The sequence below is a fragment of the Roseateles sp. 22389 genome (genome assembly GCF_052044995.1).
Classification (GTDB): Bacteria; Pseudomonadota; Gammaproteobacteria; order Burkholderiales; family Burkholderiaceae_C; genus Roseateles.
Genome location: NZ_JBQEOF010000009.1, coordinates 102,909 through 127,489 on the forward strand (window position 1 = coordinate 102,909; position 24,581 = coordinate 127,489).

Annotated in this window: 18 protein-coding genes; 8 read left to right on the top strand and 10 right to left on the bottom strand. The window is 70.8% G+C overall.

Annotated features, from left to right (window positions below):
- Positions 1–23 precede the first annotated feature (23 nt).
- The gene (locus tag ACTJKJ_RS14250; protein WP_440820861.1) at positions 24–1,010 is read left to right on the top strand and encodes a succinylglutamate desuccinylase; all 987 of its coding nucleotides are present in this window, start codon (positions 24–26) and stop codon (positions 1,008–1,010) included.
- 29 nt (positions 1,011–1,039) lie between these two features.
- Here ACTJKJ_RS14250 and metW read toward each other — a convergent pair whose 3' ends face one another.
- The 4 genes from metW to ACTJKJ_RS14270 all read right to left on the bottom strand — a co-directional run bounded on the left by metW (position 1,040) and on the right by ACTJKJ_RS14270 (position 5,716).
- Positions 1,040–1,624 (bottom strand): methionine biosynthesis protein MetW, encoded by a 585-nt coding sequence (gene metW / locus ACTJKJ_RS14255; protein ID WP_091730690.1) that lies wholly within the window; start codon positions 1,622–1,624, stop codon positions 1,040–1,042.
- A complete protein-coding gene (gene metX, locus ACTJKJ_RS14260; RefSeq protein ID WP_440820862.1) occupies positions 1,621–2,808 on the bottom strand; it encodes a homoserine O-succinyltransferase MetX in 1,188 nt (395 codons plus the stop codon). The genes metW and metX overlap by 4 nt, the downstream gene beginning before the upstream one ends.
- 189 nt (positions 2,809–2,997) lie before the next feature.
- On the bottom strand, positions 2,998–4,869 hold the full coding sequence (gene sppA, locus ACTJKJ_RS14265) for a signal peptide peptidase SppA (RefSeq protein ID WP_440820863.1): 1,872 nt from the start codon (positions 4,867–4,869) through the stop codon (positions 2,998–3,000).
- Positions 4,870–5,083: 214 nt separating this feature from the next.
- Positions 5,084–5,716: a glutathione S-transferase family protein gene (locus ACTJKJ_RS14270; RefSeq protein ID WP_147240445.1), complete on the bottom strand. Its 633-nt coding sequence runs from the start codon at positions 5,714–5,716 to the stop codon at positions 5,084–5,086.
- Between the two features lie 229 nt (positions 5,717–5,945).
- On the opposite strand from ACTJKJ_RS14270, the gene ACTJKJ_RS14275 reads away from it, so the two are divergent.
- From ACTJKJ_RS14275 to ACTJKJ_RS14285, 3 genes are all read left to right on the top strand, one after another.
- Positions 5,946–7,142, top strand: coding sequence for a YjgN family protein (locus tag ACTJKJ_RS14275; protein ID WP_440820864.1), 1,197 nt, complete (start codon positions 5,946–5,948; stop codon positions 7,140–7,142).
- Positions 7,142–8,272 carry a M48 family metallopeptidase gene (locus ACTJKJ_RS14280; protein ID WP_297381390.1) on the top strand — a complete coding sequence of 377 codons (1,131 nt, stop codon included), beginning with the start codon at positions 7,142–7,144 and terminating at the stop codon, positions 8,270–8,272. Before ACTJKJ_RS14275 ends, ACTJKJ_RS14280 begins: the two co-directional genes overlap by 1 nt.
- 96 nt (positions 8,273–8,368) lie before the next feature.
- Positions 8,369–9,037 carry a glutathione S-transferase family protein gene (locus ACTJKJ_RS14285; RefSeq protein ID WP_440820865.1) on the top strand — a complete coding sequence of 223 codons (669 nt, stop codon included), beginning with the start codon at positions 8,369–8,371 and terminating at the stop codon, positions 9,035–9,037.
- A gap of 48 nt (positions 9,038–9,085) precedes the next feature.
- On the opposite strand, the gene ACTJKJ_RS14290 is transcribed toward ACTJKJ_RS14285, so the two are convergent.
- On the bottom strand, positions 9,086–9,592 hold the full coding sequence (locus ACTJKJ_RS14290; protein WP_440820866.1) for a GNAT family N-acetyltransferase: 507 nt from the start codon (positions 9,590–9,592) through the stop codon (positions 9,086–9,088).
- Between the two features lie 161 nt (positions 9,593–9,753).
- Positions 9,754–12,585: a polysaccharide deacetylase family protein gene (locus ACTJKJ_RS14295; RefSeq protein WP_440820867.1), complete on the bottom strand. Its 2,832-nt coding sequence runs from the start codon at positions 12,583–12,585 to the stop codon at positions 9,754–9,756.
- 217 nt (positions 12,586–12,802) lie between these two features.
- On the opposite strand from ACTJKJ_RS14295, the gene purB reads away from it, so the two are divergent.
- Complete coding sequence (gene purB, locus ACTJKJ_RS14300; protein ID WP_091730657.1) at positions 12,803–14,170, top strand: adenylosuccinate lyase; 1,368 nt, start codon at positions 12,803–12,805, stop codon at positions 14,168–14,170.
- A 178-nt stretch (positions 14,171–14,348) separates the two neighbouring features.
- Here purB and ACTJKJ_RS14305 read toward each other — a convergent pair whose 3' ends face one another.
- From ACTJKJ_RS14305 to ACTJKJ_RS14320, 4 genes are all read right to left on the bottom strand, one after another.
- Positions 14,349–14,924, bottom strand: a complete 576-nt coding sequence (locus ACTJKJ_RS14305) for an outer membrane beta-barrel protein (protein WP_091730649.1) — start codon at positions 14,922–14,924, stop codon at positions 14,349–14,351.
- A gap of 207 nt (positions 14,925–15,131) precedes the next feature.
- A complete protein-coding gene (locus tag ACTJKJ_RS14310) occupies positions 15,132–16,445 on the bottom strand; it encodes an ATP-binding protein (RefSeq protein ID WP_091730647.1) in 1,314 nt (437 codons plus the stop codon).
- Positions 16,445–17,152, bottom strand: a complete 708-nt coding sequence (locus tag ACTJKJ_RS14315; RefSeq protein ID WP_091731895.1) for a winged helix-turn-helix domain-containing protein — start codon at positions 17,150–17,152, stop codon at positions 16,445–16,447. The genes ACTJKJ_RS14310 and ACTJKJ_RS14315 overlap by 1 nt, the downstream gene beginning before the upstream one ends.
- Positions 17,153–17,251: 99 nt before the next feature.
- Positions 17,252–18,019, bottom strand: a complete 768-nt coding sequence (locus ACTJKJ_RS14320) for a GNAT family N-acetyltransferase (protein ID WP_440820868.1) — start codon at positions 18,017–18,019, stop codon at positions 17,252–17,254.
- Between the two features lie 148 nt (positions 18,020–18,167).
- On the opposite strand from ACTJKJ_RS14320, the gene pyrF reads away from it, so the two are divergent.
- The 3 genes from pyrF (at position 18,168) to ACTJKJ_RS14335 (ending at position 24,457) form a co-directional block, all read left to right on the top strand.
- On the top strand, positions 18,168–18,998 hold the full coding sequence (gene pyrF / locus ACTJKJ_RS14325) for an orotidine-5'-phosphate decarboxylase (RefSeq protein WP_440820869.1): 831 nt from the start codon (positions 18,168–18,170) through the stop codon (positions 18,996–18,998).
- Positions 18,999–19,234: 236 nt separating this feature from the next.
- Positions 19,235–22,486, top strand: a complete 3,252-nt coding sequence (locus ACTJKJ_RS14330; RefSeq protein ID WP_440820870.1) for a PAS domain S-box protein — start codon at positions 19,235–19,237, stop codon at positions 22,484–22,486.
- Between the two features lie 129 nt (positions 22,487–22,615).
- Positions 22,616–24,457 (top strand): type II toxin-antitoxin system HipA family toxin, encoded by a 1,842-nt coding sequence (locus ACTJKJ_RS14335; protein WP_440820871.1) that lies wholly within the window; start codon positions 22,616–22,618, stop codon positions 24,455–24,457.
- Positions 24,458–24,581: the final 124 nt, after the last annotated feature.

Here is a 24,581-nt window from a genome sequence, read left to right on the forward strand (position 1 = left end):
GGACGCCCCCCGTTCCGACGACGATGACCCCTGCCCTGCTCGAGTCCTTCCCCGCCTTCAACCCGGAAGTGCGCCTGCAGCCGCCGCCGCTCGAGCGCTGGCGCCGCGGTACCGGCACGGACGTGGAGTTCGTCCACGTGCTGGACTCGGGCCGGCCGGGCCCGGTGGCGATGGTGGTGGCGCTGGTGCATGGCAACGAGCTCTGCGGCGCGATCGCGCTGGACGGGCTGCTGGGTCGGTCCCTGAAGCCGCTGCGCGGCCGGCTGGTGCTGGCCTTCGCGAATGTCGAGGCCTACGGGCGCTTCAACCCGCTGGCGCCGTTCGCGTCGCGCTGCGTCGACGAGGACATGAACCGGGTCTGGGACGAGGCGGTGCTGCGCGGGCCGCGCGACTCGGTCGAGCTGCGCCGGGCGCGCGAGCTGGCGCCCTTCGTGGACGCGGCGGACGTGCTGCTGGACCTGCACTCGATGCAGGAGCCGGGCGCGCCGGCGCTGACGATCTGCGGCATGACCGACAAGAGCGTGCCGCTGGCCCGGGCACTGGGACAGCCGGAGACGCTGCTGGTCGACACCGGCCATGCGGCCGGGCTGCGCATGATCGACCGCGGCGGCTTCGCGGATCCGCGGAGTCCGCGGCAGGCGGTGCTGGTCGAGTGCGGCGCGCACTGGGAGCCGGCAAGCGCCACGATGGCGACCGACGTGACGCTGCGCTTCCTGCGGCATCTGGGGATGATCGACGACGCCTGGATGGCGGCATCGCCGCGCCTGCCCACGCCGGCGCGGCAGCGGCTGGTGCGCGTTGGCGAGGGCGTGACCGCGGCATCGCCCGACTTCCGCTTCCTGCTGCCGACGCATCACCTGAAGCTCATTCCCGCGGCCGGCACGCCGCTGGCCGAGGACGGCGCGCGACGCTGGGTCACGCCGCACGACGACTGCGTGCTGATCATGCCGTCGCGGCGGGCCGGCGTGGCCGGGCAGACGATGGTGCGGCTGGGGCGCTACGAGGACTGATCACCGCCGTCGCACGCGAGCGCCCGTCCTCAATCCCGGTCGAACTTGAACACCGCCATGCTGGCCATCAGGTTGGGCAGCACGCGGACCTGGCGGCCGTCCTGGACGCCGAAGCTGTCCAGCACCCGCAGGCCGCACTTGCGCGCCAGCACATGGAAGTCGGCGTAGGTGCCGACGCGGATGTTGGGCGTGTCGTACCACTGGTAGGGCAGCACGCGGGTCACCGGCATGCGGCCCGACAGCACCTGCAGCCGGTTGGGCCAGTGCGCGAAGTTGGGGAAGCTCACGATGCCGATGCGGCCCACACGGGCGGTCTCGCGCAGCATCGCCTCGGTGTTGCGCAGGTTCTGCAGCGTCTCCAGCTGCAGCACGACGTCGAAGCTCTGGTCCTCGAAGATCGCCAGCCCTTCCTCCAGGTTGAGCTGGATCACGTTCACGCCGCGCTGCGCGCAGGCCAGCACGTTCGCGTCGTCCAGCTCCACGCCGTAGCCGGTGCAGCCCTTGGTGGCCTGCAGGTGCGCCAGCAGCTCGCCGGTGCCGCAGCCCAGGTCCAGCACCCGCGAGCCCGCCGGCACCAGCTCGGCAATCATGTCCATCACGGCCCGGTCGCTCATACCGCCACTCCCTGCAGGCGATGCGAGACCGCCGCCGCGCCGCCGGGCACCGGCCGTTCATGCTCTCCGGCGATGCGGTCGAAATAGGCGCGCAGCACGCCGTGATAGCGCGGATCCTCGAGCAGGAAGGCGTCGTGGCCATGCGGCGCGTCGATCTCGGCATAGGAGACGTCGCGCTTGTTGTCGAGCAGGGCCTTGACGATCTCGCGCGAGCGCGCCGGCGAGAAACGCCAGTCCGTCGTGAAGCTCACCACCAGGTACTTGCACAGCGCGCTGGCGAAGGTGCGGCTCAGGTCGCCGCCGTGCTCGCGCGCCGGGTCGAAGTAGTCCAGCGCCCGCGTGATCAGCAGGTAGGTGTTGGCGTCGAAGTACTCGCTGAACTTGTCGCCCTGGTAGCGCAGGTAGCTCTCGATCTGGAACTCGATGTCCGAGGTCGAGTAGCCCAGCTCCGCGGCGCGCATCTGGCGGCCGAACTTCTCTTCCATCACGTCGTCGCTGAGGTAGGTGATGTGGCCAATCATCCGCGCCACCCGCAGGCCGCGACGCGGCACGACACCGTGTTCGTAGAAGAAGCCGTCGTGGAATTCGGGGTCGGTGATGATCGCGCGCCGCGCGACCTCGTTGAAGGCGATGTTCTGCGCCGACAGGTTGGGCGCCGTCGCCACGGCGATGCAGTGCCGCATGCGCTGCGGGTAACGCAGCGACCAGTCCAGCGCCTGCATGCCGCCCAGCGAGCCGCCCAGCACCGCCGCCAGCTGCTGGATGCCGAAGCGGTCCAGCACCCGGGCCTGCGCATCCACCCAGTCCTGCACGGTGACGACGGGGAAGTCCTTGCCGTAGACGCGGCCGGTGGCCGGATTCAGGTGCATCGGTCCGGTCGAGCCGAAACACGAGCCCAGGTTGTTGATGCCGATGACGAAGAAGCGGTCAGTGTCCAGCGGCTTGCCCGGTCCGACCAGGTTGTCCCACCAGCCCTCGCTCTTCTCGATGCCGGCATGCGTGCCGGCCACGTGGTGGCTGGCGTTCAGCGCGTGGCAGACCAGCACCGCGTTGGACTTGTCCTCGTTCAGGCGGCCGTAGGTCTCGACCATCAACTCGTAGCCCGCGATGCGGGCGCCGCTGCGCAGGGTCAGCGGCTCGTCGAACAACAAGCGCTGCGGTGTGACGTCACCGACAGATCCCATGAAACACCCCAAAAAAGCAAAACCCGGCGCCGCTGCTTGAAGCGGAACACCGGGTCTCGATCCGTGGATCGGGTGTCCCTCTTTAGCTGCATTTCTTGGGCGCCCGCAAGCCGGACAAATCGGCGCCATGGGGCGGGAGTATAGCCACGCCTCCGGAGCCCGCCGCCCCGGAGGCGCACCGCGCCGCGCTCAGGGCGCCGTGCAGAGGCAGTGCACGATCGCGCGCACCGGCGGCTTCGACCCGGCCGGCCCCGCCTGGGCCTGCTCGGCCAGCCAGGTCATGTCGACCTGGGCCTCGCGCAGCGCGGCCGGCATCGCCGGCACGCCGCCCAGCGCGTGCATCACCATGCCGCGCAGCGAGGGCGCGGCCGCGTCGCCGACGCTGGTCAGCAGGCGGTCCAGGGTGCTGCGCTCGGGCTCGACGTAGCGCACCGTCGGGTCGTCGCCGAGCTTGGCGCGCTTGGCGGCGCTGGCGATCGCGTCCTGCAGCAGGCCGTTGCGGTCCACCAGGCCGCGCTCCAGCGCCTGCGCGCCCGTCCACACGCGGCCCTGGCCGACGGCGTCGATCTGGGGCTGCGTCTTCTTGCGGGCCTGGGCGGCCTTGCCGGTGAAGTCGGCATAGATGTGCTCGATCGACGACTGCACCACCTGCGCCAGGCGCGGGTCCAGCGGACGCCGCGGGTCATAGCCGCTGGCCAGCCAGGTGGTCGTGTAGCCGCCGGTGTGGATGGACAGCTTGTCCATCAGCTTCTCGGCGGTCGGCAGCATGCCGAACACGCCGATCGAGCCGGTGATCGTGGAGGGATCGGCGATGACCTCGTCCGAGGACATGGAGATCCAGTAACCGCCCGACGCGGCCACGCCGCCCATCGACACCACGACCGGCTTGCCGACGGCGCGCGTCAGCTCCAGCTCGCGGCGCACCAGTTCGGAAGCGAAGGCGCTGCCGCCCGGCGAATTCACACGCAGCACGATGGCCTTGACCTTGTCGTCCTCCCGCGCCTGGCGGATCAGCTTGGACATCGAGTCGCCGCCGATGCGGCCCGGGCCGGCATTGCCGTCCACGATCTCGCCTTCCGCCACGATCACGCCGACCTGGCCTTCCGGCTTGGGCAGCGTCGGCGACAGCTGGGCGACATAGGCGCCCAGGCCGATGCGGCGCAGGTGCTTCTCGTCCTTGGCGCCGCGCTTCTCCAGCAGCGCCTCGACCTGGTCCTGCGTCTTCAGGCCGTCGACCAGCTTCTCGGCCAGCACGAACTTGCCGGGATCGCCGCCGACCGCCTGCAGGCGCTGCGGCAGCTCGTCGATCGCGCGCTGGATCGCGCCCTTGGGCAGCTTGCGCGCGGCCTCGACGCTGGCCTGGTAGCGGGTCCAGAGCTCGTCGTACAGGTAGCCCTCGGCTTCCAGCGTCGCCTTGGACGGCCCGTTCGCGAAGTAGGGCTCGACCGCATTCTTGTAGGTGCCCACCCGCATCACGTTGGGCGCGATGCCCAGGCGGTCCAGCGCGTCCTTGTAGTAGTTGCGGTAGCGCCCGTAGCCCTCGATCATCACGCCGCCCATCGGGTGGACGTAGACCTCGGTGGCCTGCGCGGCCAGGTAGTAGGCGCGCTGGTCGAAAGCCTGGCCGAAGGCCACGACCGGCTTCTTGCTGGCCTTGAAGCGGGTCAGCGCCACTTCGATCTCATGCAGCGCGGCCGGCGTGGCCGAGCCCATCTGGTCGAGCTCCAGCAGCACCTGGACGATCTTGTCGTCCTTGGCCGCGGCGTCGATCGCGCGCAGGATGTCGCGCAGCCGCGTCTGGGCGCGGTCCTCGCCCTTGATCTGGGCGATCGCCTGGTCGCGTGGCGAGCCCGAGAACTGCTCGACGACATCGCCGCGGATGTCCAGCACCAGGGTCGTCTTCTCCTGCAGCGGCTTGCCGCCGCGCGTGGCGGCCCAGACCAGGCCGATCACGATCAGCCAGAACAGCAGCGTGAACACCACGCGCCGCGTGCCGTCCAGGAACCACCACAGCCGGCCGAACAAGCGCCCGATCGGCGCCAACGCTCGCTTCACACCCATCCAATCCTCCCGGGATCTGTCAAAGGAATGCGCCGGCGGGGGTCGGGATCGGACCCGGGCCGGATCGGGCGATTGTGGGCCCAGTCAGGCGCATCGGCGGGAAGTCAGCGCCGCCCTCGCCCGTAGGGGGGAGAACGTGGAAACGAAGACGCCCGGCTGGGCCGGGCGTTCATGGGGTCGCGGGATGGGTGGCGGACCGGCCGGCCCGCGGGGCTCAGGCGTTGGCCGGCGGCACCGTGTCCTGGAAGCTCTGGCGCGTCATCAGCTTGTCGAAGTGGCGGGCCAGGTTGGGATAGGCCGCGCGCCAGTCGATTTGCGGGAAACGGAAATCCAGGTAGCCGAGCGCGCAGCCCAGCGAGACGTCGGCCAGCGTGAAGTGGTTGCCGGAGCACCAGTTCTTCTCGCCCAGGCCATGCGCCATCGCCTGCAGCGAGGCATGGACCTTGTTCATCTGGCGCGTCACCCAGGCCTCGCTGCGCTCGCCGGGGGCGCGACCGGACCAGGTGTGTTCCAGGCGCGCGGCGACGCAGGCGTCGATCAGGCCATCGGCCAGCGCTTCCCAGGTCCGCACCTCGCAGCGCTCGCGGCCGCGGTCGGGGATCAGGCGGCCGACCGGCGACAGGGTGTCGACGTACTCGACGATGACGCGCGAGTCGAACACGGCGCCGGTGATCGAATCCTGCCCCTCCATGACCAGGCACGGCACCTTGCCGAGCGGGTTCACCTTGAGGATGTTGTCGCTGCCCCAGACGTCTTCCAGCTCGAACTGGTAGTCGAGCTTCTTTTCCGCCATGACGACGCGGACCTTGCGGACGTAGGGGCTGGTGAGGGATCCGATGAGCTTCATGGTGTCGCGGGATTCTAGCCAGTCGCTTCCCCGCGCTGACTCCCGCAAGCGACAGGTCGGTTGCCCTCATTTGGGTGTATTGCCGTCCCCTGCGCCGGTGACGCACACTCTCGCCCGCCCGCCGCTGAGCGGGCCGCGGCCGGCACGGCCGACGATCGCGCTGCGAACCATCGCCGCGCGGACAACAACGGAGGGCCCCCCAATCCGGGGTCATCGAGAAGAGGGAAACATGCAACAGCACGAAGAAGCCGCGACGACCGGCGGCCTGACCGGATGGCCACTGTCGGAGTTCCGCAAGCGCAAGCTCGAGATCCAGTTCACCGGATCGGGCAGCGAGTATTTCCGGATCTGGATCGTCAACCTGCTGCTGACGATCGTCACGGCCAGCCTGTACTGGCCCTTCGCCAAGGCGCGGCGCATCCGCTACTTCTACGCCAACACGCTGATCGACGGCCACGCGCTGTCCTTCCACGGCGACCCCTGGAAGATGTTCCGCGGCCACCTGCTGCTGCTGGTGCTGATGGGGACCTACTCGGCGGCGGGCCACTTCTCGCCGATGGCCGGCTTGATCGCCTTCGGCGTGATGGCCGCGATCTGGCCGGCGCTGTGGCGCGCGGGCATGCAGTTCCGGCTCGGCAACACCGGCTGGCGCGGCCTGCGCTTCGGCTTCGCCGGCACGCTCAAGGGCGCCTACGGCCCGGCGCTGCCGATCTGGATCTGTTCCGCGGTGATCCTCCTGGTGCAGGTGGTCGGCGGCCCGGCGGGGCTGCCGGTGGACGGCAAGCCGCGCTTCGGCATGGTCGAGAAGGTGGTCCTGCTGGTCGCCGGCGCCATCCTGCTGCTGACGCCCTGGGTGATCGCCGCGGCCAAGCGCTACCAGCACAACGGCTACCGGATCGCCGCCCAGCACGGCGAGCTGCGACTGGGCGCCGGCTCCGTCTACTGGCTGAGCCTGAAGACCCTGGGCGTCACGCTGCTCATCACGATCCTCATGCTGGTGCTGGCGGGCGCCGGCTTCGCGATCGGCATGTTCGTCCTGCACTCGCCGAAGGCCGCCAGCGCCGCGGCGGTCGTGGGCGCGATGGTCGGCTACCTGCTGTACTTCGCGCTGCTCGGACCATTCTTCACCGCCCGCTTCCAGAACATGGTCTGGAACGGCACCACCACCGAGGACCTGTCCTTCACCAGCCAGCTGAAGGTCGGCGCGCTGACCTGGCTGACGCTGAAGAACTGGGTGCTGACGCTGGTCACGCTGGGCCTGTACCGGCCCTTCGCCGTCGTGCACACCACGCGCCTGCGGCTGGAGGCCGTCAGCGTGACGATGGACGGCGACCCCGAGACCTGGGTGGCCGGCCAGGGCAGCGCCCCGCAGGACGCCGCGGGCGAACTCGCCGGCGACTTCTTCGGCATCGACATGGGCCTGTGATGACGGGCCAGGCCTCGGGCGCGCCGACGCTGCTGGCGGACTACTTCGACGGCCGCAGCGCCCGCGCGAGGCCGGTGCGCCTGTGGCTGGAGCATGAGCAGCTCGTCATCCACGACCAGGACCTGGACGGCGTCGAGCGGCGCTACCCGATCCGGCAGGTGCAGTGGCCGGAGCGGACGCGCCACGGCCAGCGCCAGGCCCAGCTGCCCGACGGCGGCGTGCTGAGCACGCGGGACGCCGTCGGCTGGGACGACTGGGCCACGGCCGCGACGCAGGGCCGCGGGCTCGGCGGTGGGCTGGCGGCGCGCTGGTTCTCCAGCTGGCGGCATTCGGTCGTCGCGCTCGGCGTGGTCGTCGCCGTCGGCGCCGTCGTCTGGCAGTGGGGCGTGCCCGCGGCCGCCGACACCATCGCCCGGCACCTGCCGGCCTCGGTCGGCGAGTCGATCGGCGACGAGTCGATGGACCAGCTCGACGGCTACCTCCTCAAGCCCAGCCGGCTGGACGCGCAGGCACAGCAGCAATGGCGCGCGCGCTTCGCGGCGATGGTCGCGAGCCAGCCCGGCGAGTCGACGCCCTACGAGCTGCACTTCCGCGATGCCGGCGACACCATCGGTCCCAACGCGTTCGCGCTGCCGGGCGGGCACATCGTCGTCACCGACGCCCTGCTGAAGCTGCTGGGCGACCAGCCCGACGCGGTGCTCGGGGTGCTGGCCCACGAGCTGGGCCATGTGCGCGAGCAGCACGGGCTGAGGCTGACGATGCGCGCCAGCCTGAGCGGCGCGCTGCTGGGCTTCGCGATCGGCGACTTCTCCAGCCTGCTGGCGGCGGCGCCGGCGGCGCTGACGCATGCCAGCTACTCGCGCGACTTCGAGCGCGAGGCCGATGCGCAGGCCAAGCGCCTGCTGATCGACAGCGGCCGCTCGCCGCGCGCGATGCTGCTGCTGTTCGAGCGCATCGGGGCGTGGCGCGCGGCCAGGACCGCGCAGGCCAAGGCCGAGCGCGCCTCCGAGCCGAAGACGCTGGGCCGCGAGGTCGGCGAGCACGCCAAGGCGGGCGCCGGCGAGCTGCTGCGCATCGCCTTCAACACCCATCCGGCCGACGAGGAGCGGATGAAGTTCTTCGAGCGCTGACCGGCCGGGCCCACCGCCCTGCCCGGCACGCGGGCTTCCGCCGGGCGGCGCGAGCGGCTCCTACACTCGCCGCTCCCCATTCCCGTGGAGTTCGACATGAGCGTCTCCAGCCCGGCGTCGGACGCCGGCTACGTCCTGTACGGCACCCAGGGCTCCGGCTCGTCGATCGTGGAGATCGGCCTGCGCTGGTGCGGGCAGGCCTACCGCACGGTGCACGCCTCGTCATGGGAGGACACCTCGGCGCAGGAGGCGCTGCGCGCGCTCAATCCGCTGATGCAGATCCCGACGCTGCGCACGCCCGAGGGCGAGGTGCTGACGGAAAGCGGCGCGATCCTGATGCACCTGGGCCTGCGCTTCCCGGCGGCCGGGTTGCTCGGCGACGACGAGCGCCAGCGGGACCGCGTGCTGCGCGGCCTGGTCTACATCGCGGCCAACTGCTACAGCTGCATCAGCGTCATCGACTACCCGGGCCGCTACACCACCCGCACCGACAAGGCCGATCACGACGCCATCGTGGCCGGCACGAAGGCCCGCCTGCATCACCACTGGGCGCTGTTCGCGGACATGTTCCCGGGCGATCCGTGGCTCAGCGGCGCCCGGCCGGGGGCGCTCGACGTGATGGCGGTGATCGTGTCGAAGTGGTCGGGGTCGCGGAAGTTCCTCGAGGAACAGCGGCCGGCCTTCTTCGCGCTGCTGCAGCGCATCGAGGACCTGCCCCACGTCGCCGAGGTCTGCGCGAAGCACTGGCCGCCAAAGCCGGCGTGAAGCGGTCTGAAGCGGCCTGAAGCGGCCCGAGCCTTCGCGGCCGCGCGTTCAGGCCGCCTGGTAGCGCGGGAGCAGCCGCACGTGGGTGTAGCGGGCCGGGCGCTCGATCGGCTCGCGCTGCGCGTCGATCGGGGCGAAGCCGCAGCGGCTCCAGAAGGACGCGGACTCGGGGCTCTCGCAATTCACATGCAGGCGGCTGAAGTGGCCTTGCGCGCTGGCCAGCACCGCGTTGACCAGCCGCCGCGCCAGGCCGTGGCCTCGCCAGGCCGGGTGCACGTAGAAGCGCCGCATGCGGCCGGTGCCGNGTCCCGGCGCGGGCTCGACATTCAGGCCGCCGACCGCGATCGCCTGGCCGTTGGCATCGAACCAGGCCCACAGCGATTCGCCGGGTTGCTCGTAGCGATTGGCGCCGCTGCGCCATTCGTCCATCAGCCGGCCCAGCATCTGCCAGCCCTCGCCCTGGCTGGCCGCGAGCAGCGGCGCCCACGCCAGGGGATCGATCTGATGCACACGGATCAGGCGCGGTGCGACGCCATCGGAAGCCAGCGAAACCATGGGACGAAGCGGTAACCAGACGTCAACCGAGCGGGAAAGGCCGGATTAAGCAGCAAGCCCACGCCCCTCACATCAGGGACAACCCGCCTGGCGTCGGGCCTGTCCAACGCCAGGGGCAATGCCGTGATCGATGTCCCGATCACCGCTGCGCGGACCCTCGATCAACGCGGCGGTTCCGGCTTGGGCGCGCTGTCCGGATGCTCGATCCAGGCCTTCAGCCCCGCGGCGCGCGCGTGCTGGGGCGAGAGCTCGATGAACGCGCGGTACGCCGCCTGCGCCCCCGCCTCATCGCCGGCACGCAGCAGCGCATCGCCGAGGTTCAGGTGGGCCAGCGCGCGGCTGCCGTCCATCTCGATGGCCTTGCGGTACCAGCGCGCGGCCTCGGCCGGCTTGTCGCGCTTGTAGTAGATGAAGCCCAGATTGTTGGCGGCCAGCGCGAACTTGGGCTGCAGCTTGAGCGCCTCGGTGAAGGCGGCCTCGGCCTCGTCGTAGCGGCGCTCCTTGTAGAGCTGCAGGCCGCGGTCGTTGGCGCGCTGCGCCGCGACGCGCGCGCTGATCGGCGCGGGGGCGGCGCTGGTCGCGATCGCCGTGTCCGTGCCGTCCAAGCCCTTGAGCGTGACCTGCACCGCGGTCGCGCTCGCCGCGGCCGTTCCCGGCGCGGCGCCCGCCGGCGCGGTGGCCTGGGCGACCGGCTGCAGCTGCGCATTGCGGGCGTCGTCGGCCTGCTTGGCCAGCGCGCTGGCCTTGGCGTCGAGCTGGTTGCTGTCGCCGCTGAGCGCCTGCTCCTGCGCGGAGGCCAGCTCGAAGATGAACTCGCCGCCCTCGCTGCCGGGCAGGCTGCCGAAGGCCGGCGTCTGGTGCGCGATCGATGACACCGCCGGCGCGACATAGGCGGCCAGCTCCGTCGCGGTGATCAGGCCGTCGCCATTGAGGTCGGCCTTGCCCGACAGCGCCTGCAGCAGCGTCCAGGTGAAGACCGAATGGCCACCGGGGCCGTCGTCGGCGACCTGCTGGTCGGCGCCGCCGGCCGTCATCATCTGGCGGCCCAGCCGGCGCGCGTTGTCGCGCACGAAGTTGGCGCTGCTGCCCGCCGCGCCACCGCGCGTCAGGCCCAGGCCCGAGTAGCAGGCGTCGATGACGAAGAACGCATGCTTGGCGGGCAGCGCCTCGCTGAGCTCCTGCAGCTGCGGCATCGCGATGGCGTCGGTCTGCAGGTCGTCGGTGCCGGCGTCGACCGGGATGATGTAGCCGACGTCGCGCCCGCTGGGCAGCTTGCGCGTGCTGCCATGGCCGGCGAAGAAGACGAACACGCGGTCATCGCGCTTGAGCCGGCCCTCGCCGCCCTTGCGCGCCATCGCGTTGAGCGCGCGCAGGATGTTGGCGCGCGTGGCGTCGCCGTCGGTCAGCGTGGTGATGTTCTCGGGCCGGAAGCCGAATTGCGTGCGCAGCGTTTCCTGGATGGCCTGGGCGTCGCGCACCGCATGCTGCAGACGCGGCCAGCTCTTGTACTGGTCGATGCCGATCACCAGCGCGACGCTGTCGCGGTAGAGGTTGGCGCCCGCCAGGTCCGGCGCAGCCTCCACCGCGGGCGCGTCGACGGCGACGATCCGGCCGTCCTTCCAGGCCGCGAACTTGTAGCCCTCGGCCTTGAGCTGGTCCAGCACCAGCGGCAGCGCCTCGACGGTGCGAGCGTGGATGTCGTGGAAGAGCACGATGCCGCGCTGCTGCTTGCCCAGCTCGCCCAGCACGCGCGCGGCGATCGATTTCGGGATCGGATCGGACCAGTCCAGCGAATCGACGTTCCACATCATCGAGCGCAGCTTGAGCGCCTCGATCGCGCCCAGCGCCGCGTCGTTGCGCGCGCCGTAGGGGAAGCGGAACAGCGCCTGGCCGTCGCGGCCGGCGGCGTCGAGCAGCGCCTCGGTCGAGCTCGCCTCCTGGCGGACCTTGTCGAGCTCGAACTTGGACATCACGCCGTGGCTGAAGCTGTGGTTCGCGATCGGGTGGCCGGCGGCGAGCACCCGCTTGGCGACCTCGCTGCCCGGCCCCGGCTTGACCTTGCCGCTGGCGTCGACGCTGCCCAGGTTGCGACCCAACTCGAAGAACACGGCCGGCGCCTGGTAGCGCTTGAGGATCTCCAGGATCTCGTCGGTGTAGCGCGGATGCGGACCGTCGTCGAAGGTCAGCAGCACGGTCTTGGGCGGCAGCTGGCGGCCGAAGAACTCGCGCTCCTCCTTGCCGGGGCCGCGCGTGGCGGCCGACGCCGCGGTCGCCGCCGTGGCCGCGGTCCCTGCCGGCGTCTCGGCGACGACGCTCGGGCGCGCCTGCAGGTCGGGCAGGATGGTCGCGTAGTCCTTCAGGATGCGCTCGCGCGCGTAGAGCGCCTTGAGCTTGGCGACGTAGTCGGTCCACTTCTCGCGCTTGGGCACGATGCCGCGCTGCGCGAAGCGGCCGAAGGTGTCGCGCAGTTCCTGCGCGTAGGCGTCCTCGATCTCGGCCAGCACACCCAGGTCCTCGCTGGCGCGCTTGGCCAGCTTCAGGCCGGCGATGCTCTGCGAGGTCGAGAACTGCTGCGAGAGCTGCGTCAGGAACTCCTTGAACGCGAGCCGGTCGGCGTCGAACCACGACGGCTCCTGCTCGATCCGGTCCAGCAGCTGCGACAGCGCGGCCAGGCCGGCCGGATCGGTGCTGCGAGCCGCCGTCTCGCCGAGCGCGCGGATGCTCTCCTGCATGTCGTGGAACAGCATCAGGCCGACGGCGCGCACCGCCTCGCGCTCGGCGGGCTTGAGCGCGGCCTCGCCGTCCATCAGCACGATCATCTGGCGATGACGCGCGAGCAGCTCGTCGCTCTGGCGCAGCAGCGTGGCGCTGACCGCCGGATTGGCGGACGCCGCTTCCAGCGGGGCCAGCGGCTTGGGCGCGTCGCTGGTCGGCTTGCAGCCGCTCGTCAGGGTCATCGTGGCGGCGCACGCCGCGGTCGTGAGGGCGCTCATCCAGACGGCGCCCTTGCGTTGACTTCTCTCTTGCATGCCTTCCCTCGAAGCTTCACGCGAGGCGGGTCGTGCCGCCTCGTCGGCGCCGCGCTGGCGCCTGCCGGAGGCCGCGCCTCGGGGGGCGGGGCGGGTCCGGAGCGGGGGCTATTGTGACCCCCTCTGTAGAATCCGCGGGTTTGTCCCACCCCCTGAACGGCCGGTCCGGCCGGCGCGCGCCATGAATCTCTCCGCCCTCACCGCCCTGTCGCCCCTGGATGGCCGCTATGCGTCGCGCATGGCCGCGCTGCGCCCGCTGCTGTCGGAGTTCGGCCTGATGCACCGCCGCGTGCAAGTCGAGATCGAATGGTTCATCGCGCTGTCGGATGCGGGCCTGGCCGAGTTCAAGCCACTGCCGGCCGCGACGCGCGAGTTCCTGCGCGCGCTGGTGACCGATTTCTCGGAGCGGGACGCGCAGGCGATCAAGGACATCGAGAAGACCACGAACCACGACGTCAAGGCGGTCGAGTACTGGATCAAGCAGCAGTTCGCCGGCAAGCCGGAGCTGGAGGGCGCCGGGGAGTTCGTGCACTTCGCCTGCACCAGCGAGGACATCAACAACACCAGCCACGGCCTGATGCTCAAGGCCGCGCGCGAGCAGGTGATCCTGCCGGCGCTGGACCGCGTGATCGCCAAGATGACCGAGATGGCGCAGGCGCATGCCGCGGCGCCGATGCTCAGCCGCACGCACGGCCAGACGGCCAGCCCGACGACGGTGGGCAAGGAGATCGCCAACGTGGTGGCGCGCCTGCGCCGCGCCCGCGCGGTGATCGCCGAGGTCAAGCTGCTGGCCAAGATGAATGGCGCGGTGGGCAACTACAACGCGCACCTGTCGGCCTATCCGGAGAAGGACTGGGAGTCGTTCAGCCGCTCGGTCATCGAGCAGCAGCTGGGCCTGAGCTTCAACCCGTACACCATCCAGATCGAGCCGCACGACTACATGGCCGAGCTGTTCGACGCCGTGACGCGCGCCAACACCATCCTGGTGGACTGGTCGCGCGACGTGTGGGGCTACGTGTCGCTGGGCTACTTCAAGCAGAAGACCAAGGCGGGCGAGATCGGCTCGTCGACGATGCCGCACAAGGTCAACCCGATCGACTTCGAGAACGCCGAGGGCAACTTCGGCCTGGCCAACGCCGTGCTGACGCACCTGAGCCAGAAGCTGCCGATCTCGCGCTGGCAGCGCGACCTGACGGACTCGACGGTGCTGCGCAACATGGGCGTGGCGCTGGGCTACGCGCTGCTGGGCTATGACTCGCTGAGCAAGGGCCTGGACAAGCTGGAGCTCAACCAGGCGGCGCTGGATGCGGACCTGGATGCGTCGTGGGAAGTGCTGGCGGAGCCGATCCAGACGGTGATGCGCCGCTACGCGCTGCCCAACCCGTATGAGCGGCTGAAGGAACTGACGCGCGGCAAGTCGATCACGCGCGAGTCGATCCAGCAGTTCATCCAGGGCCTGGAACTGCCCGAGGCCGAGAAGCAGCGCCTGCTGGCGATGACGCCGGGCAACTACATCGGCACGGCCGAGGCGCTGGCGAAGCGGATCTGAAGACCCCTTGGCGCCTGAGCGGCGTCGCCCATTGGCAGCCCGCATGAAAAAGAGGGCAGTGCATCACTGCACTGCCCTCGCGCCTTCCGGGAATCAGGGGGTTTCGGGTGTCGCTCAGGAGCAGCCCGGAAGGCGCCGGTGCCGGGGGGAATCGGCACCGGTCAACCGTGACGGTCGATCAGAACTGGTAGGCCAGGCCCATGCTCAGTCGATCGTCCTTCTTGTTGAAGCCGTTGGCCTGCGGCATGTCGTTGTAGCGGGTCGCCTCGGCGCGCAGCGAGACGTTCTTCGTCAGCGCGTAGTCGACGCCCACGCCCAGCTTCAGGCCCGTCTTGTCCTTGTCGCCCAGGCCGTTGTTGAAGTCGCGCTGGGCGTAGGCCAGGCCCACCTTGCCGTAGACGCCGAAACCGGCGCCCAGCGGCGCGCGGGCGATGCCGTCCAGCGCGTAGACCTTGTTCTTCGCGGTCACGCCGTCGAAGCTGACCTTGCCCAGGTCGGTGTAGGAGATCTCGGCCGCGAAGTTCTCGTTGAACTTGTAGCCGCCGAAGATGCTGTAGCTGTCCGAGGTGCGCTTCTGCGAGTTGCCATCCACGCGCTGCGTCGTCTTGCCGACGTCACCACCGATGTAGTACGGGGTCACCGGGTCGGCATGCGCCACGCCAACGCCCAGGGTCAGCGCCGCGGCGGCGACCGCCAGCAGGCCGGCCTTCTTGCCGTTGATCGAGGTGCGGGCGTTGTTGTTGTTGCGGTTCATTCGAAACTCCTTCAGAGCTGTTGATCGATGTCGTCCGGGGGTGCCTTGGACAACCGCCAGGCTCGTTCGACATGGAGCTCATTCTGGGAATTCGACCCGCCGGTGTCTGTGGACCGAGTTGGGCGCTTGTGTGACCGTCGATGACAGCGGCGCGCGCGGCGCAACACGAAGCTTCACAGGGCGGCTTGCGCACGCGGCGCGAGGTCTTCAGCCTTGCGCCGACCAGTGCAGCAGCAGCCGCGCGCCGCCCAGGCGCGGCGCCTCGCCCAGGCGCGCGTGACCGCCGTGCGCATGCGCGACGTGCCGCACGATCGCCAGCCCCAGGCCGAAGCCGCGCGTGCCGCGACCCTTGCGCTCGAGCCGCTTGAAGGGCTCGAACGCCGCCTCGCGCAGCGACGGCGGCACGCCCTCGCCGTCGTCATCGATCGCGAGCCAGAGTTGCCCCGCCTCCACCCAGGCCGACAGCAGGATGCGAGCCTTCGCGTAACGCGCCGCGTTGCGCAGGCCGTTGCGCACCGCGTAGGGCAGCAGGCGCTCGTCGAAGGGCAGCGCGGCGGGCAGGCGCAGATCGGTGTCGAGCGCCTTGCCGTCGAGCAGCGGCGCCAGCGAGGCGGCCTCCCGCGCCAGCATGTCGCCCAGGTCGCCCTGCACCACGTTCGGTTGCAGCGCGCCCATGTCCAGCCGCGCCAGCGTCAGGCTCGCGTCGATCAACTCGTCGAGCTCGTCGATGTCGCGCTCGCAGGCCATCACCGCCTGTTCGCGCCGGTCGCGGTCGTCCTCGTCGACCAGCGCGTCGACCGCGAAGCGCAGCCGCGCCAGCGGCGTGCGCAGCTCATGCGAGACCGCGCCGGTCAGCTCGCGCTGCGTCGCCATCGCGGCCGCCAGCCGCTCCAGCATCGCGCGCGTCGCGGCGGCCACCGGCGCGAACAGCCGGCTCTTGAGCGGCGGCAACTCGGTGTCCAGGCGTCCCGCGCTCAGCCGTTCCGCCGCGCGCTGCAGGCCGCGCAGGTCGCGCCACAGCGGCCGCAGCTGCCACCACGCGATCAGCGCGACCGCCAGCGCGATCACCACCGCCACGCCCAGCTGCGCCGCGAGCTCCTTCGGCAGCTCGCCCGCGCGCTTGGAGTCCAGCGGCCCGAGCAGCAGCAGCTGGTCGGGTTCGCCGGGCAAGGCGGCGTAGATGCGGCGGTTGAAGCCGGTGACCAGCACCTCGCCGCGGCCCAGCCGGCGGCGCTGCTCGGCGCTGAGCGGCGTGAGGTCCGTGCGCACGAGCCGGACGGGATAGTCGAACTGCGCGTCGAGCTCGCGCACGCGCTCGCGCCGCGCCGGCGGATCGAGCGGGGCGAGGTCGCGCACCAGCAGGTCGACCGTGCCGCGCATGAAGTTGCGCACGTAGTCGTTGGTGACCTCGGACGCGCCGATCAGCACCAGGCCTTCGACAAGCAGGATCAGCGCCAGCACCGCCAGCCCCAGTCCCAGCGCCATCCGCAGCAGCGAGGCGCGCAGCGTCATCGCGGCCATCAGTCGATCGCGAAGAGGTAGCCCTGCCCGCGCACCGTCTTGATCCGCACCGGCGCCTGCGCGTCGTCGCCGATCTTCTTGCGCAGCCGCGAGATGCGCGCGTCGATGGCGCGGTCCAGGCCGTCGAACTCCAGGCCGCGCAGGCCCTGCATGATGTCGTCGCGACTGACCACCTGACCGGCGCGCTGCGCCAGGAAGTTCAGCAGCTCGTATTCGGCGGTGGTGAGCGCCACCGGCTCGCCATGCAGGCGCAGCTCGCGCGACTGCGGCAGCAGCGTCAGCGGCCCGAAGTGCAGCGCCTCGCCGACCGGATGCGCGGCGGGCAGCGCGTCCCGGCGCAGCAGCGCCTTGAGGCGGGCCAGCAGCACGCGTGGCGCCACCGGCTTGGCGATGTAGTCGTCCGCGCCGCCCTCCAGGCCGAGCACCTGGTCGATGTCGTCGTCGCGAGCGGTCAGCATGACGATGCGGCCGGCGAAATCGCGCCGGGTGTCGCGCAGCACGTCGAAACCGTCCTTGCCCGGCAGGTGCCCGTCCAGCAGCACGAGCTCGAAGGGCTCCTGGCGCATCAGCGCTTCGCCGGCCAGGCCGTCGCCGCAGACGGTGACGGCGTAGTTGGCCTTGTGCAGCGCATCGGCGACCAGTTGCGCCAGGCGCTCGTCGTCCTCGATCAGCAGGATGCGCGCGGCGCTCTGAGCAGAAATGTCCATGGCCGCGAGCATAGGCGAGGCCCCCTGCCGTCGACTTCAGCCACGCTTAAGCGCGCGCGCCACCGCGCATACGCGCGCGCAGCGATCAACGACCGGCCGTCAGCGGTCCGCGGGCACGTCGAGGCGCCAGCCGGCGGGCGTGCGCACGGCCCGCAGCGTCGGGTCGTCCGCCAGCGGCGCCCAGCGCTGCGCCAGATGATCCAGCGCCTGCGGCGAGAGGTCGGTACGGCTGGCCATCACGCGGTCGACGGCCTCCGGCGTCAGGCAGGCGGTCAGCGCCGCCCGCGCCGGTCCGGTCAGCGCCGAGCGCCAGCGCAGGCGCAGCGCCGCGATCTCCTCGGCGTCGCTGCGCTCGACCGGGTCGTGCCAGGTGTAGACGCGCGAGAGCCCCTCATGCGCCTCGGTCTGCTGCTCGCCTTCGTCGGTCATGCCGATGGCCACCAGCACGCGGCCCGAGGGGTGGTTCTCCGGCGCCGTGGTGCCCATCAGGTGCCGCATGCCCAGCACCTGGCGGCAGTAGTCGAAGGTCGCAGACGCCGCCTCGCGCGCGTAGCCGTGGCCCCAGAAGCGCGCCGGGAAACCGTAGCCGATGTCCGGATGCGGCAGCCCCTCGCGCTGGATCACGCCGGCCAGGCCGAGCAACTCCCCGTCCTCGAGCCGCTCGACGGCCCAGAAGCCGAAGCCCAGCAGCCAGTAGCGCGCCTCTAGGCGCTCGCGGATCCAGGCGGCGGCCTGCTCGTCGGTGCGCACCTGCGCGTCGTAGATGTGCTCGATCCACGCCGGCTCGTTGAGCAGCCCGCGGACGAAGGCCGCATCCGATTGGCGAAACCACCGCAGCCGCAGCCGCGCCGTCCTCAAGACTTCCATCCGCGCCTCCCAGCGCCCGTGAGCGTCGTCCGGCACCGGCGGGTCCGATCGGGGCCCGCCAGGCAAAAGCGGGACAATACCGCACCCCGCCGGCCCCGGTCCGCGCCGACACGCCCGGCCCCCCGAACGACTTTCTCCCGGACACCTCATGAAATTCATGCAGAAGCTGCAGGCCGCCGAGCGCCTGAACGACTCCCTGCTGTGCGTCGGCCTGGATCCCGATCCCGCCAAGTTCCCCGCCCACTGGAAGGGCGACGCCGGCCGGATCTACGACTTCTGCGCCGCCATCGTCGACGCGACCAAGGACCTGGTCAGCGCGTTCAAGCCGCAGATCGCCTACTTCGCCGCGCACCGCGCCGAGGACCAGCTCGAGCAGCTGATGGCCCACATCAAGCGCAACGCGCCGCACGTGCCGGTGATCCTGGACGCCAAGCGCGGCGACATCGGCGCCACCGCCGAGCAGTACGCCCGCGAGGCCTTCGAGCGCTACCAGGCCGACGCGGTGACGCTGTCCCCGTTCATGGGCCGCGACTCGGTGGAGCCCTACCTGCGTTATCCCGACAAGGGCGCCTTCCTGCTGTGCCGCACTTCCAACCCCGGCGGCGACGACTGGCAGATGCAGCGCCTGGCCGATGTGCCGGGCCAGCCGCGGCTGTTCGAGCACCTGGCCGCGATCGCGCAGGGCGACTGGAACACGAATGGCCAGCTCGGCCTGGTGGTCGGCGCGACCTACCCGAAGGAAATCGAGCGCGTGCGCGAACTCGCGCCGACGCTGCCGCTGCTGATCCCCGGCGTGGGCGCCCAGGGCGGCGATGCCGCGGCCACCGTCGCCGCCGGCTGGCGCCGGGACGCCGGCACGGTGATCGTGAATTCCTCCCGGGCGGTGCTGTACGCATCCGCCGGCGAGGACTTCGCCGCCGCCGCCCGGCGTGTGGCGCTGGCGACACGCGACAGCCTGCGCCCCGCCACTGCCGCCTGACCGGGGCCTCACGGCGCTCGCCAACTAATTGGCAGAAACCCCGGGCGCGAGCCGGCAGGCACGCGTTTCGGGATTTCTCGACGCTTCAGATCGGCCCCCGCTCGCCGAGACTCCGTTACCGGACGTTGCACTCCGAGGCCGCCGCGCGCCGAACCGGCTGACGCGGCCCTCGTCCCCCTGTCGCCGCGAGAGCGACCGCGCAAGGTCCCCGGACACAACGAGTTGGGCAAGGTCGAGTGAGCAAGGATTCCCAGGACGATCTGAGCAGTCTGGTGGGGCAGGAGCTGTCGCGCGGCGACCGCCTGCCCGCGACGCTGCAATGGCGCGCCGCGCGGCTGTTCATGGCCGCGTGCGTGCTGCTGTCCGGATTGGCGGGCCTGCTGCTGCTGGCCAGCGCCGGCGCGGCCGAGCCGCTGCGCGGCCTGGTGCCGCCGTCGCTCGCGCTGATGACCACCTTCGCCGCGCTGGCCATGCTCTGGAAGCTGCCCGCCGACCGCGGCCCGGCCGCCACCCTCCTGCTGATGGGCCTGGCGATGGCGACGGCGCTGTCGCTCGCCGTCTCGCGCCAGCTCGGGCTGAACGCCGCCAGCCTCGGGATCATGGGGCTGATGGTCGCGCTGGGCACCAGCATGATCGGCCTGGGCGCGGGGTTGTCGCTGTTCGGCCTGGGCCTGGCGGCGCTGGGCGGACTGGCGTCGGCGGAGCTCGGCGGCTGGATCCACGTCGGCACCGCGCCGGTCGGCCTGACCGCGCGGCTGATCACGCAGCTGCTGCTGCTCAGCGCCGGCCTGGTCGTCGGCCTGGGCACCGCCAAACTGATCCGGCGCGCGATGCAGGAGGTCAACGAGCGCCACTCGCGCTTCCGCCACCTGCTCAACATGGCGGCGGACTGGTACTGGGAGATGGATCGCCAGTTCCGCTTCACCCACCTGGCCGAGCACCACGCCGGCGCGTCCGGCCTGTCCATCGCCGAGCGCCTGGGCCGCGCGCCCTGGGAGATCGAGCACCTGGGCCTGTCCGACGAGGAGCTCGACGCGCACCGTGCCGACCTCGAATCGCACCGGCCCTTCCGCGGCCTGGTGATGCGCCGCACGGCCGAGGACGGCACGCTGCGCTACGTCTCGATCAGCGGCGAGCCGCGCTTCGACGCCAAGGGCAACTTCCGCGGCTACTGGGGCGTGGGCCGCGACGTCACCGACGAGGTCCAGACCGAGCAGGCCATGGTGGCCACGGAGACCCGCTACCGCGAGCTGTTCCGCCGCTCGCCCTCGCCGCTGGTGCTGCACCGCTGGGGCCGGGTGATGGACGCCAATCCGGCGGCGATGGCGATGTTCGGCTACACCCAGCGCTCGTCGATGATCGGCCAGGACCTGTTCTCGCATTACGAGCCCGGCGACGAGGAACGCGCCCGCCAGCGCGCCGCCAAGATCGAGGCGCTGCCGGTGGGCGCGATGCTGCCGATGACGGAATTCCGGCTGCGCACCCTGTCGCGCCGACGCCGCCTGGTGCAGGCCACCAGCGTGCGCGTGGACGCGGCCACCGGTCCGGCGACGCTGTCCTTCTTCATCGACCAGACCGAGACCTCGCGCGCGCAGGAGGCGCTGCGGCGGTCGGAGGCGCTGCTGTCGCACCTGTTCGCGACCAGCCCGGACGTCGTCACCCTGACCGAGACCGTCAGCGGCCGCTACGTGATGGTCAACAAGACCTATGAGTCGATGAGCGGCTACAGCGCCGACGAGGTCCTGGGCCGCACCGCCGAGGAAGTCGGCATCTGGCAGGACATGGAGGACCGCGAGCGGCTGATCGAGGCGCTGCGCCAGCAGGGCCGCGTCAGCGACATGTCGGCCACCTTCGTGAACCGGCGCGGCCAGGCGATCCCGATGCTGCTGTCGGCGGCGCCGTTCGTGCTGGACGGCGTGTCCTACCTGGTGGTCAACGGGCGTGACGTCAGCGACACCGAGCGCACCCGGCTGGTCCACGCGGCGATCCTGGAGAACGCCTCGATCGGCATCGCGCTGACGCGCGACCAGCGTTTCGTGCAGGCCAACCGCTTGGTGGAGGAGATGTTCGGCTGGCCCGCCGGCGGGCTGATCGGCCAGCCGGGCAGCGTGGTGTGGCCGGGCATGGACGACTACGACGCGGTCGGCCGCGAACTCGGTCCGCGCCTGGCTGCGGGCGAGCAGGTCGAGGCCGAGCGCCTGATGCGGCGCCGCGACGGCAGCCGCTTCCTTTGCCGGATCCTGGCCCGCGCGGTGGACCCCAACCACCCCAGCCGCGGCGGCACGATCTGGATCATGGAGGACGTCACCGAGCGCCGGCGCGTCGAGGCGGCGCTCGCGCAGGCCAAGGACGAGGCGCAGGCGGCCAACCGCGCCAAGAGCGCCTTCCTGGCCAACATCAGCCACGAGATCCGCACGCCACTCAACGGCCTGGTGGGGCTGGCGCGGCTGCTGCAGCAGCCGGATCTGGCCGGCGACACCCGCAGCCACTACCTGGACCAGATGGTGGACAGCGCGGAAAGCCTGTCGGGCTTGATGTCGGACATCCTGGACCTGTCCAAGATCGAGGCCGGCCGGCTGACGCTGGAGACGGTGCCCTTCGCGCTGCGCGACATGCTCGCCACCATGCGCATGGGCTACCTGACGCTGGCGCAGGCGCGCGGGCTGGGTTTCAGCATCGACGTGGAGGACGCGGTGCCCGGCTGGGTGATCGGCGATCCGGTGCGCACGCGCCAGATCCTGAGCAACTACCTGAGCAACGCGCTGAAGTTCACCGAGCAGGGCAGCGTCGCCGTGCGGGTGCGCCGGCTGGACGAGCGGCGGCTGCGCATCGAGGTCAGCGACACCGGTCCCGGCATCGCCGAGGCGATGCACGAGCGGCTGTTCCAGCCCTTCACCCAGGCCGACGAATCGACCACGCGCCGCTACGGCGGCACGGGGCTGGGGTTGTCGATCTGCCGGGAGCTGGCCACGCTGATGGGCGGCCAGGTCGGCGTGGAGAGCCAGCCGGGCGCCGGCGCGACCTTCTGGGCCGAGTTGCCGCTGCCCGCCGCGCCCGCACCGATGAGCGCCCAGCGCCGCGCGCCGGCGGACGACGCGGAGCTCGCGGGGCGGCGCATCCTGATGGTCGAGGACAACCCGGTGAACATGATGATCGCCGTGGCGATGCTGGAGCAGTGGGGCGCGGAGGTCTCGCAGGCCAGCGACGGCAGCCAGGCGGTGGAGGCGGTGACGGCGGCGGCCAGCATGGGCAAGCCCTTCGACGCGGTGCTGATGGACGTGCAGATGCCGGTCATGAGCGGCCACGAGGCCACGCGCCAGCTGCGCCAGCGCTACGACCCCACGCAGCTGCCCATCGTCGCGCTGACCGCCGCGGCACTGGTGCAGGAGCGCGACGAGGCCCTCGGCGCCGGGATGAACGAGTTCCTCACCAAGCCCATCGACGCGCAGCGGCTGCGGCAGGTGCTGGTGAGGCTGACGGCGGGGTGATGTCCTCGACGTGTTTTTCTCGCATTTCAAGTGCGTGAAAACCACGACATTCGCTCCGGAACCGCTTAAATCTTGAGATAGAACGGCCAGTCTGGTAATTTTCGCGCACTTGAAGTGCGGGAAAATCACGTGAGCCTCTACCTCGTCGGCGAGAACCTGGACGCCAACCGCGGCTACCGCAGAGCGGAAACAGGCGAACTGATCCAGCTGATGCGCGGCATCTACGTGGACGCCGACGACGACGCGGACGACCTCGTCCTGCGACATGCGGTGCGCATCGCGCGCTATCTCTACCCCCGCGCCTTTCTCTCGGCCGCAAGCGCCGTGCTGCTCGCGCCGACCCGTGATGGTCGCCTCTACATCTCGGGGCAGCGCAGTCAACGCACACGGCTGCGCGGCCTGGAGATCGTCCAGAACCGCGCCCCGGCGCGCCCATCCACGATCGACGCCGTGGTCGCCGATGGATGGGGCGAGCTGCCGGTCCCGGTGTCCTCCCTGCGCCAGCGCTTCCTCGAGGCGTTTCGCCTGCGCAGCGAGCACGCCCAGTCGATGGACCTGGCGATGCGCGAGGCCCTGGCCGCGCGACTCGTGCAGGAGTACGGCGACACGCAACGCGCTGCCGATGCGCTGTGGACGCTGGCGCGTGACAACGAGTGGTACCGCGAGGGCGAAGGCGCCGAACGCTTCCTGAAGCAGCAGTCGGACGGCCCGATGCGCAATGAGGCTGCGTTCGACCTGACCGTCGCCTGGCATGGCCTTGCGCTGGGAGACCTGGCCCATGACGGCACCGAATGGCGCTGGAACGCCAGCAGCGCCGGTCCGGTGCTGCCGCCGCTGATCCGCCAGACCACGCCGGGACGGCTGCCGCCCTTCATCGTGTCGCTGCTGCCGGAAGGCTGGCTGGAGTCCGTCCTGCACGACGCGAGCGACCGTGACGTCCTGCGGCGCGGCAAGCGCTACATGTCCAACATCACGATTTCGGAGCGGACCTCGGAACTGGCCGCCTTGCCGCAGGACACGCTGACGACGCGACTGGCCGACTTCACGCGGGACGGCATGTTCAGCGGCCACTACGCCGGGCCACGGCGTGACGCGATGGACGCCGACTTCGCCCACCGCCTGGCGCAGCTCTTCGCGAATCAGCAGACGCCGCGGCTGTCAGGCGTGCAGGTCAAGGCCCCCATGCACCTGGCGGCGGACGGCACGCTGCTGATCGCCACGCACCTGCCCTTCACCCACATCCTCAAGCCGGCAGGTGCCGCCGGCTTCGAAGGACTTCCGGTGGCGGAATGGATCGGGCTGACGCTGGCCCGCGGCGTGGGCTTCGAGGTCCCTGATCACGCGCTTGTCGCAATGCCCGACGACCTGCCGGCGGCGCTGATCGTGGAGCGCTTCGACATCCGCCTTCAGCTGGACGACACCCGTCTCCTGGCGATGGAGGACCTGTGCTCGGTGCTCGCGCTCGATCCCCGGGACAAGTACACCGGCACGATGGAGCGCGTGGCCCGCGCGGTGCGTGCGCTGTCGACGTCGCCCGACGAGGACGTCATGACCTTGCTGCGCCGGGCGCTCTTCGCCTGGCTGATCGGCGACGGCGACATGCACCTCAAGAACATGGCGATGCTCAAGACCGCCCAGGAAGGCGCCGCCACGTTCCGGCACGTGCGGCTCGCGCCGGTCTACGACACCTTGACGACGCGCGTGTTCCCGGGGCTCCAGCATGACGCCATGGCGCTGAAGGTGAACGGCAAGGCCCAGCGCCTGCGCCGCGCCGACTTCCTGGCCCTGGCGGCGATCGCCGACCTGCGAGCGGGCGACGCGAAAGCCGCCATCGACGAGGTGCTGGCGTCGATGACGGCGGCGCTGGACCAGTTCGCCTTGCCCCCGTCCCTCCAAGCTGACGCGGCGGCTCTCGCGCTGAGCGAGCGGGTGCTCCAGGTGACGCGGGAGCGGGTGCGGGATTTCGATTGAAAGATTTGGCGGTGCTTGACGCACGATGACGCCTGGGCTTTCTACTCTTGTGTGGCGCTCCTCTTCACAGAGAAGCGCCACACAATCCTTTCGGTAGATCAGACGCCGTAGAGGCCAGCATCAC

What these genes read in the sequence shown, in the direction of transcription:
- metX (WP_440820862.1), bottom strand. Translation starts at nt 2,808, where the DNA reads ATGGGATCTGTCGGTGACGTCACACCGCAGCGCTTGTTGTTCGACGAG.
- sppA (WP_440820863.1), bottom strand. Translation starts at nt 4,869, where the DNA reads ATGGGTGTGAAGCGAGCGTTGGCGCCGATCGGGCGCTTGTTCGGCCGG.
- ACTJKJ_RS14270 (WP_147240445.1), bottom strand. Translation starts at nt 5,716, where the DNA reads ATGAAGCTCATCGGATCCCTCACCAGCCCCTACGTCCGCAAGGTCCGC.
- ACTJKJ_RS14280 (WP_297381390.1), top strand. Translation starts at nt 7,142, where the DNA reads ATGACGGGCCAGGCCTCGGGCGCGCCGACGCTGCTGGCGGACTACTTC.
- pyrF (WP_440820869.1), top strand. Translation starts at nt 18,168, where the DNA reads ATGAAATTCATGCAGAAGCTGCAGGCCGCCGAGCGCCTGAACGACTCC.
- ACTJKJ_RS14250 (WP_440820861.1), top strand. Translation starts at nt 24, where the DNA reads ATGACCCCTGCCCTGCTCGAGTCCTTCCCCGCCTTCAACCCGGAAGTG.
- purB (WP_091730657.1), top strand. Translation starts at nt 12,803, where the DNA reads ATGAATCTCTCCGCCCTCACCGCCCTGTCGCCCCTGGATGGCCGCTAT.
- ACTJKJ_RS14285 (WP_440820865.1), top strand. Translation starts at nt 8,369, where the DNA reads ATGAGCGTCTCCAGCCCGGCGTCGGACGCCGGCTACGTCCTGTACGGC.
- ACTJKJ_RS14310 (WP_091730647.1), bottom strand. Translation starts at nt 16,445, where the DNA reads ATGGCCGCGATGACGCTGCGCGCCTCGCTGCTGCGGATGGCGCTGGGA.
- ACTJKJ_RS14275 (WP_440820864.1), top strand. Translation starts at nt 5,946, where the DNA reads ATGCAACAGCACGAAGAAGCCGCGACGACCGGCGGCCTGACCGGATGG.
- ACTJKJ_RS14305 (WP_091730649.1), bottom strand. Translation starts at nt 14,924, where the DNA reads ATGAACCGCAACAACAACAACGCCCGCACCTCGATCAACGGCAAGAAG.
- metW (WP_091730690.1), bottom strand. Translation starts at nt 1,624, where the DNA reads ATGAGCGACCGGGCCGTGATGGACATGATTGCCGAGCTGGTGCCGGCG.
- ACTJKJ_RS14320 (WP_440820868.1), bottom strand. Translation starts at nt 18,019, where the DNA reads ATGGAAGTCTTGAGGACGGCGCGGCTGCGGCTGCGGTGGTTTCGCCAA.
- ACTJKJ_RS14295 (WP_440820867.1), bottom strand. Translation starts at nt 12,585, where the DNA reads ATGAGCGCCCTCACGACCGCGGCGTGCGCCGCCACGATGACCCTGACG.
- ACTJKJ_RS14315 (WP_091731895.1), bottom strand. Translation starts at nt 17,152, where the DNA reads ATGGACATTTCTGCTCAGAGCGCCGCGCGCATCCTGCTGATCGAGGAC.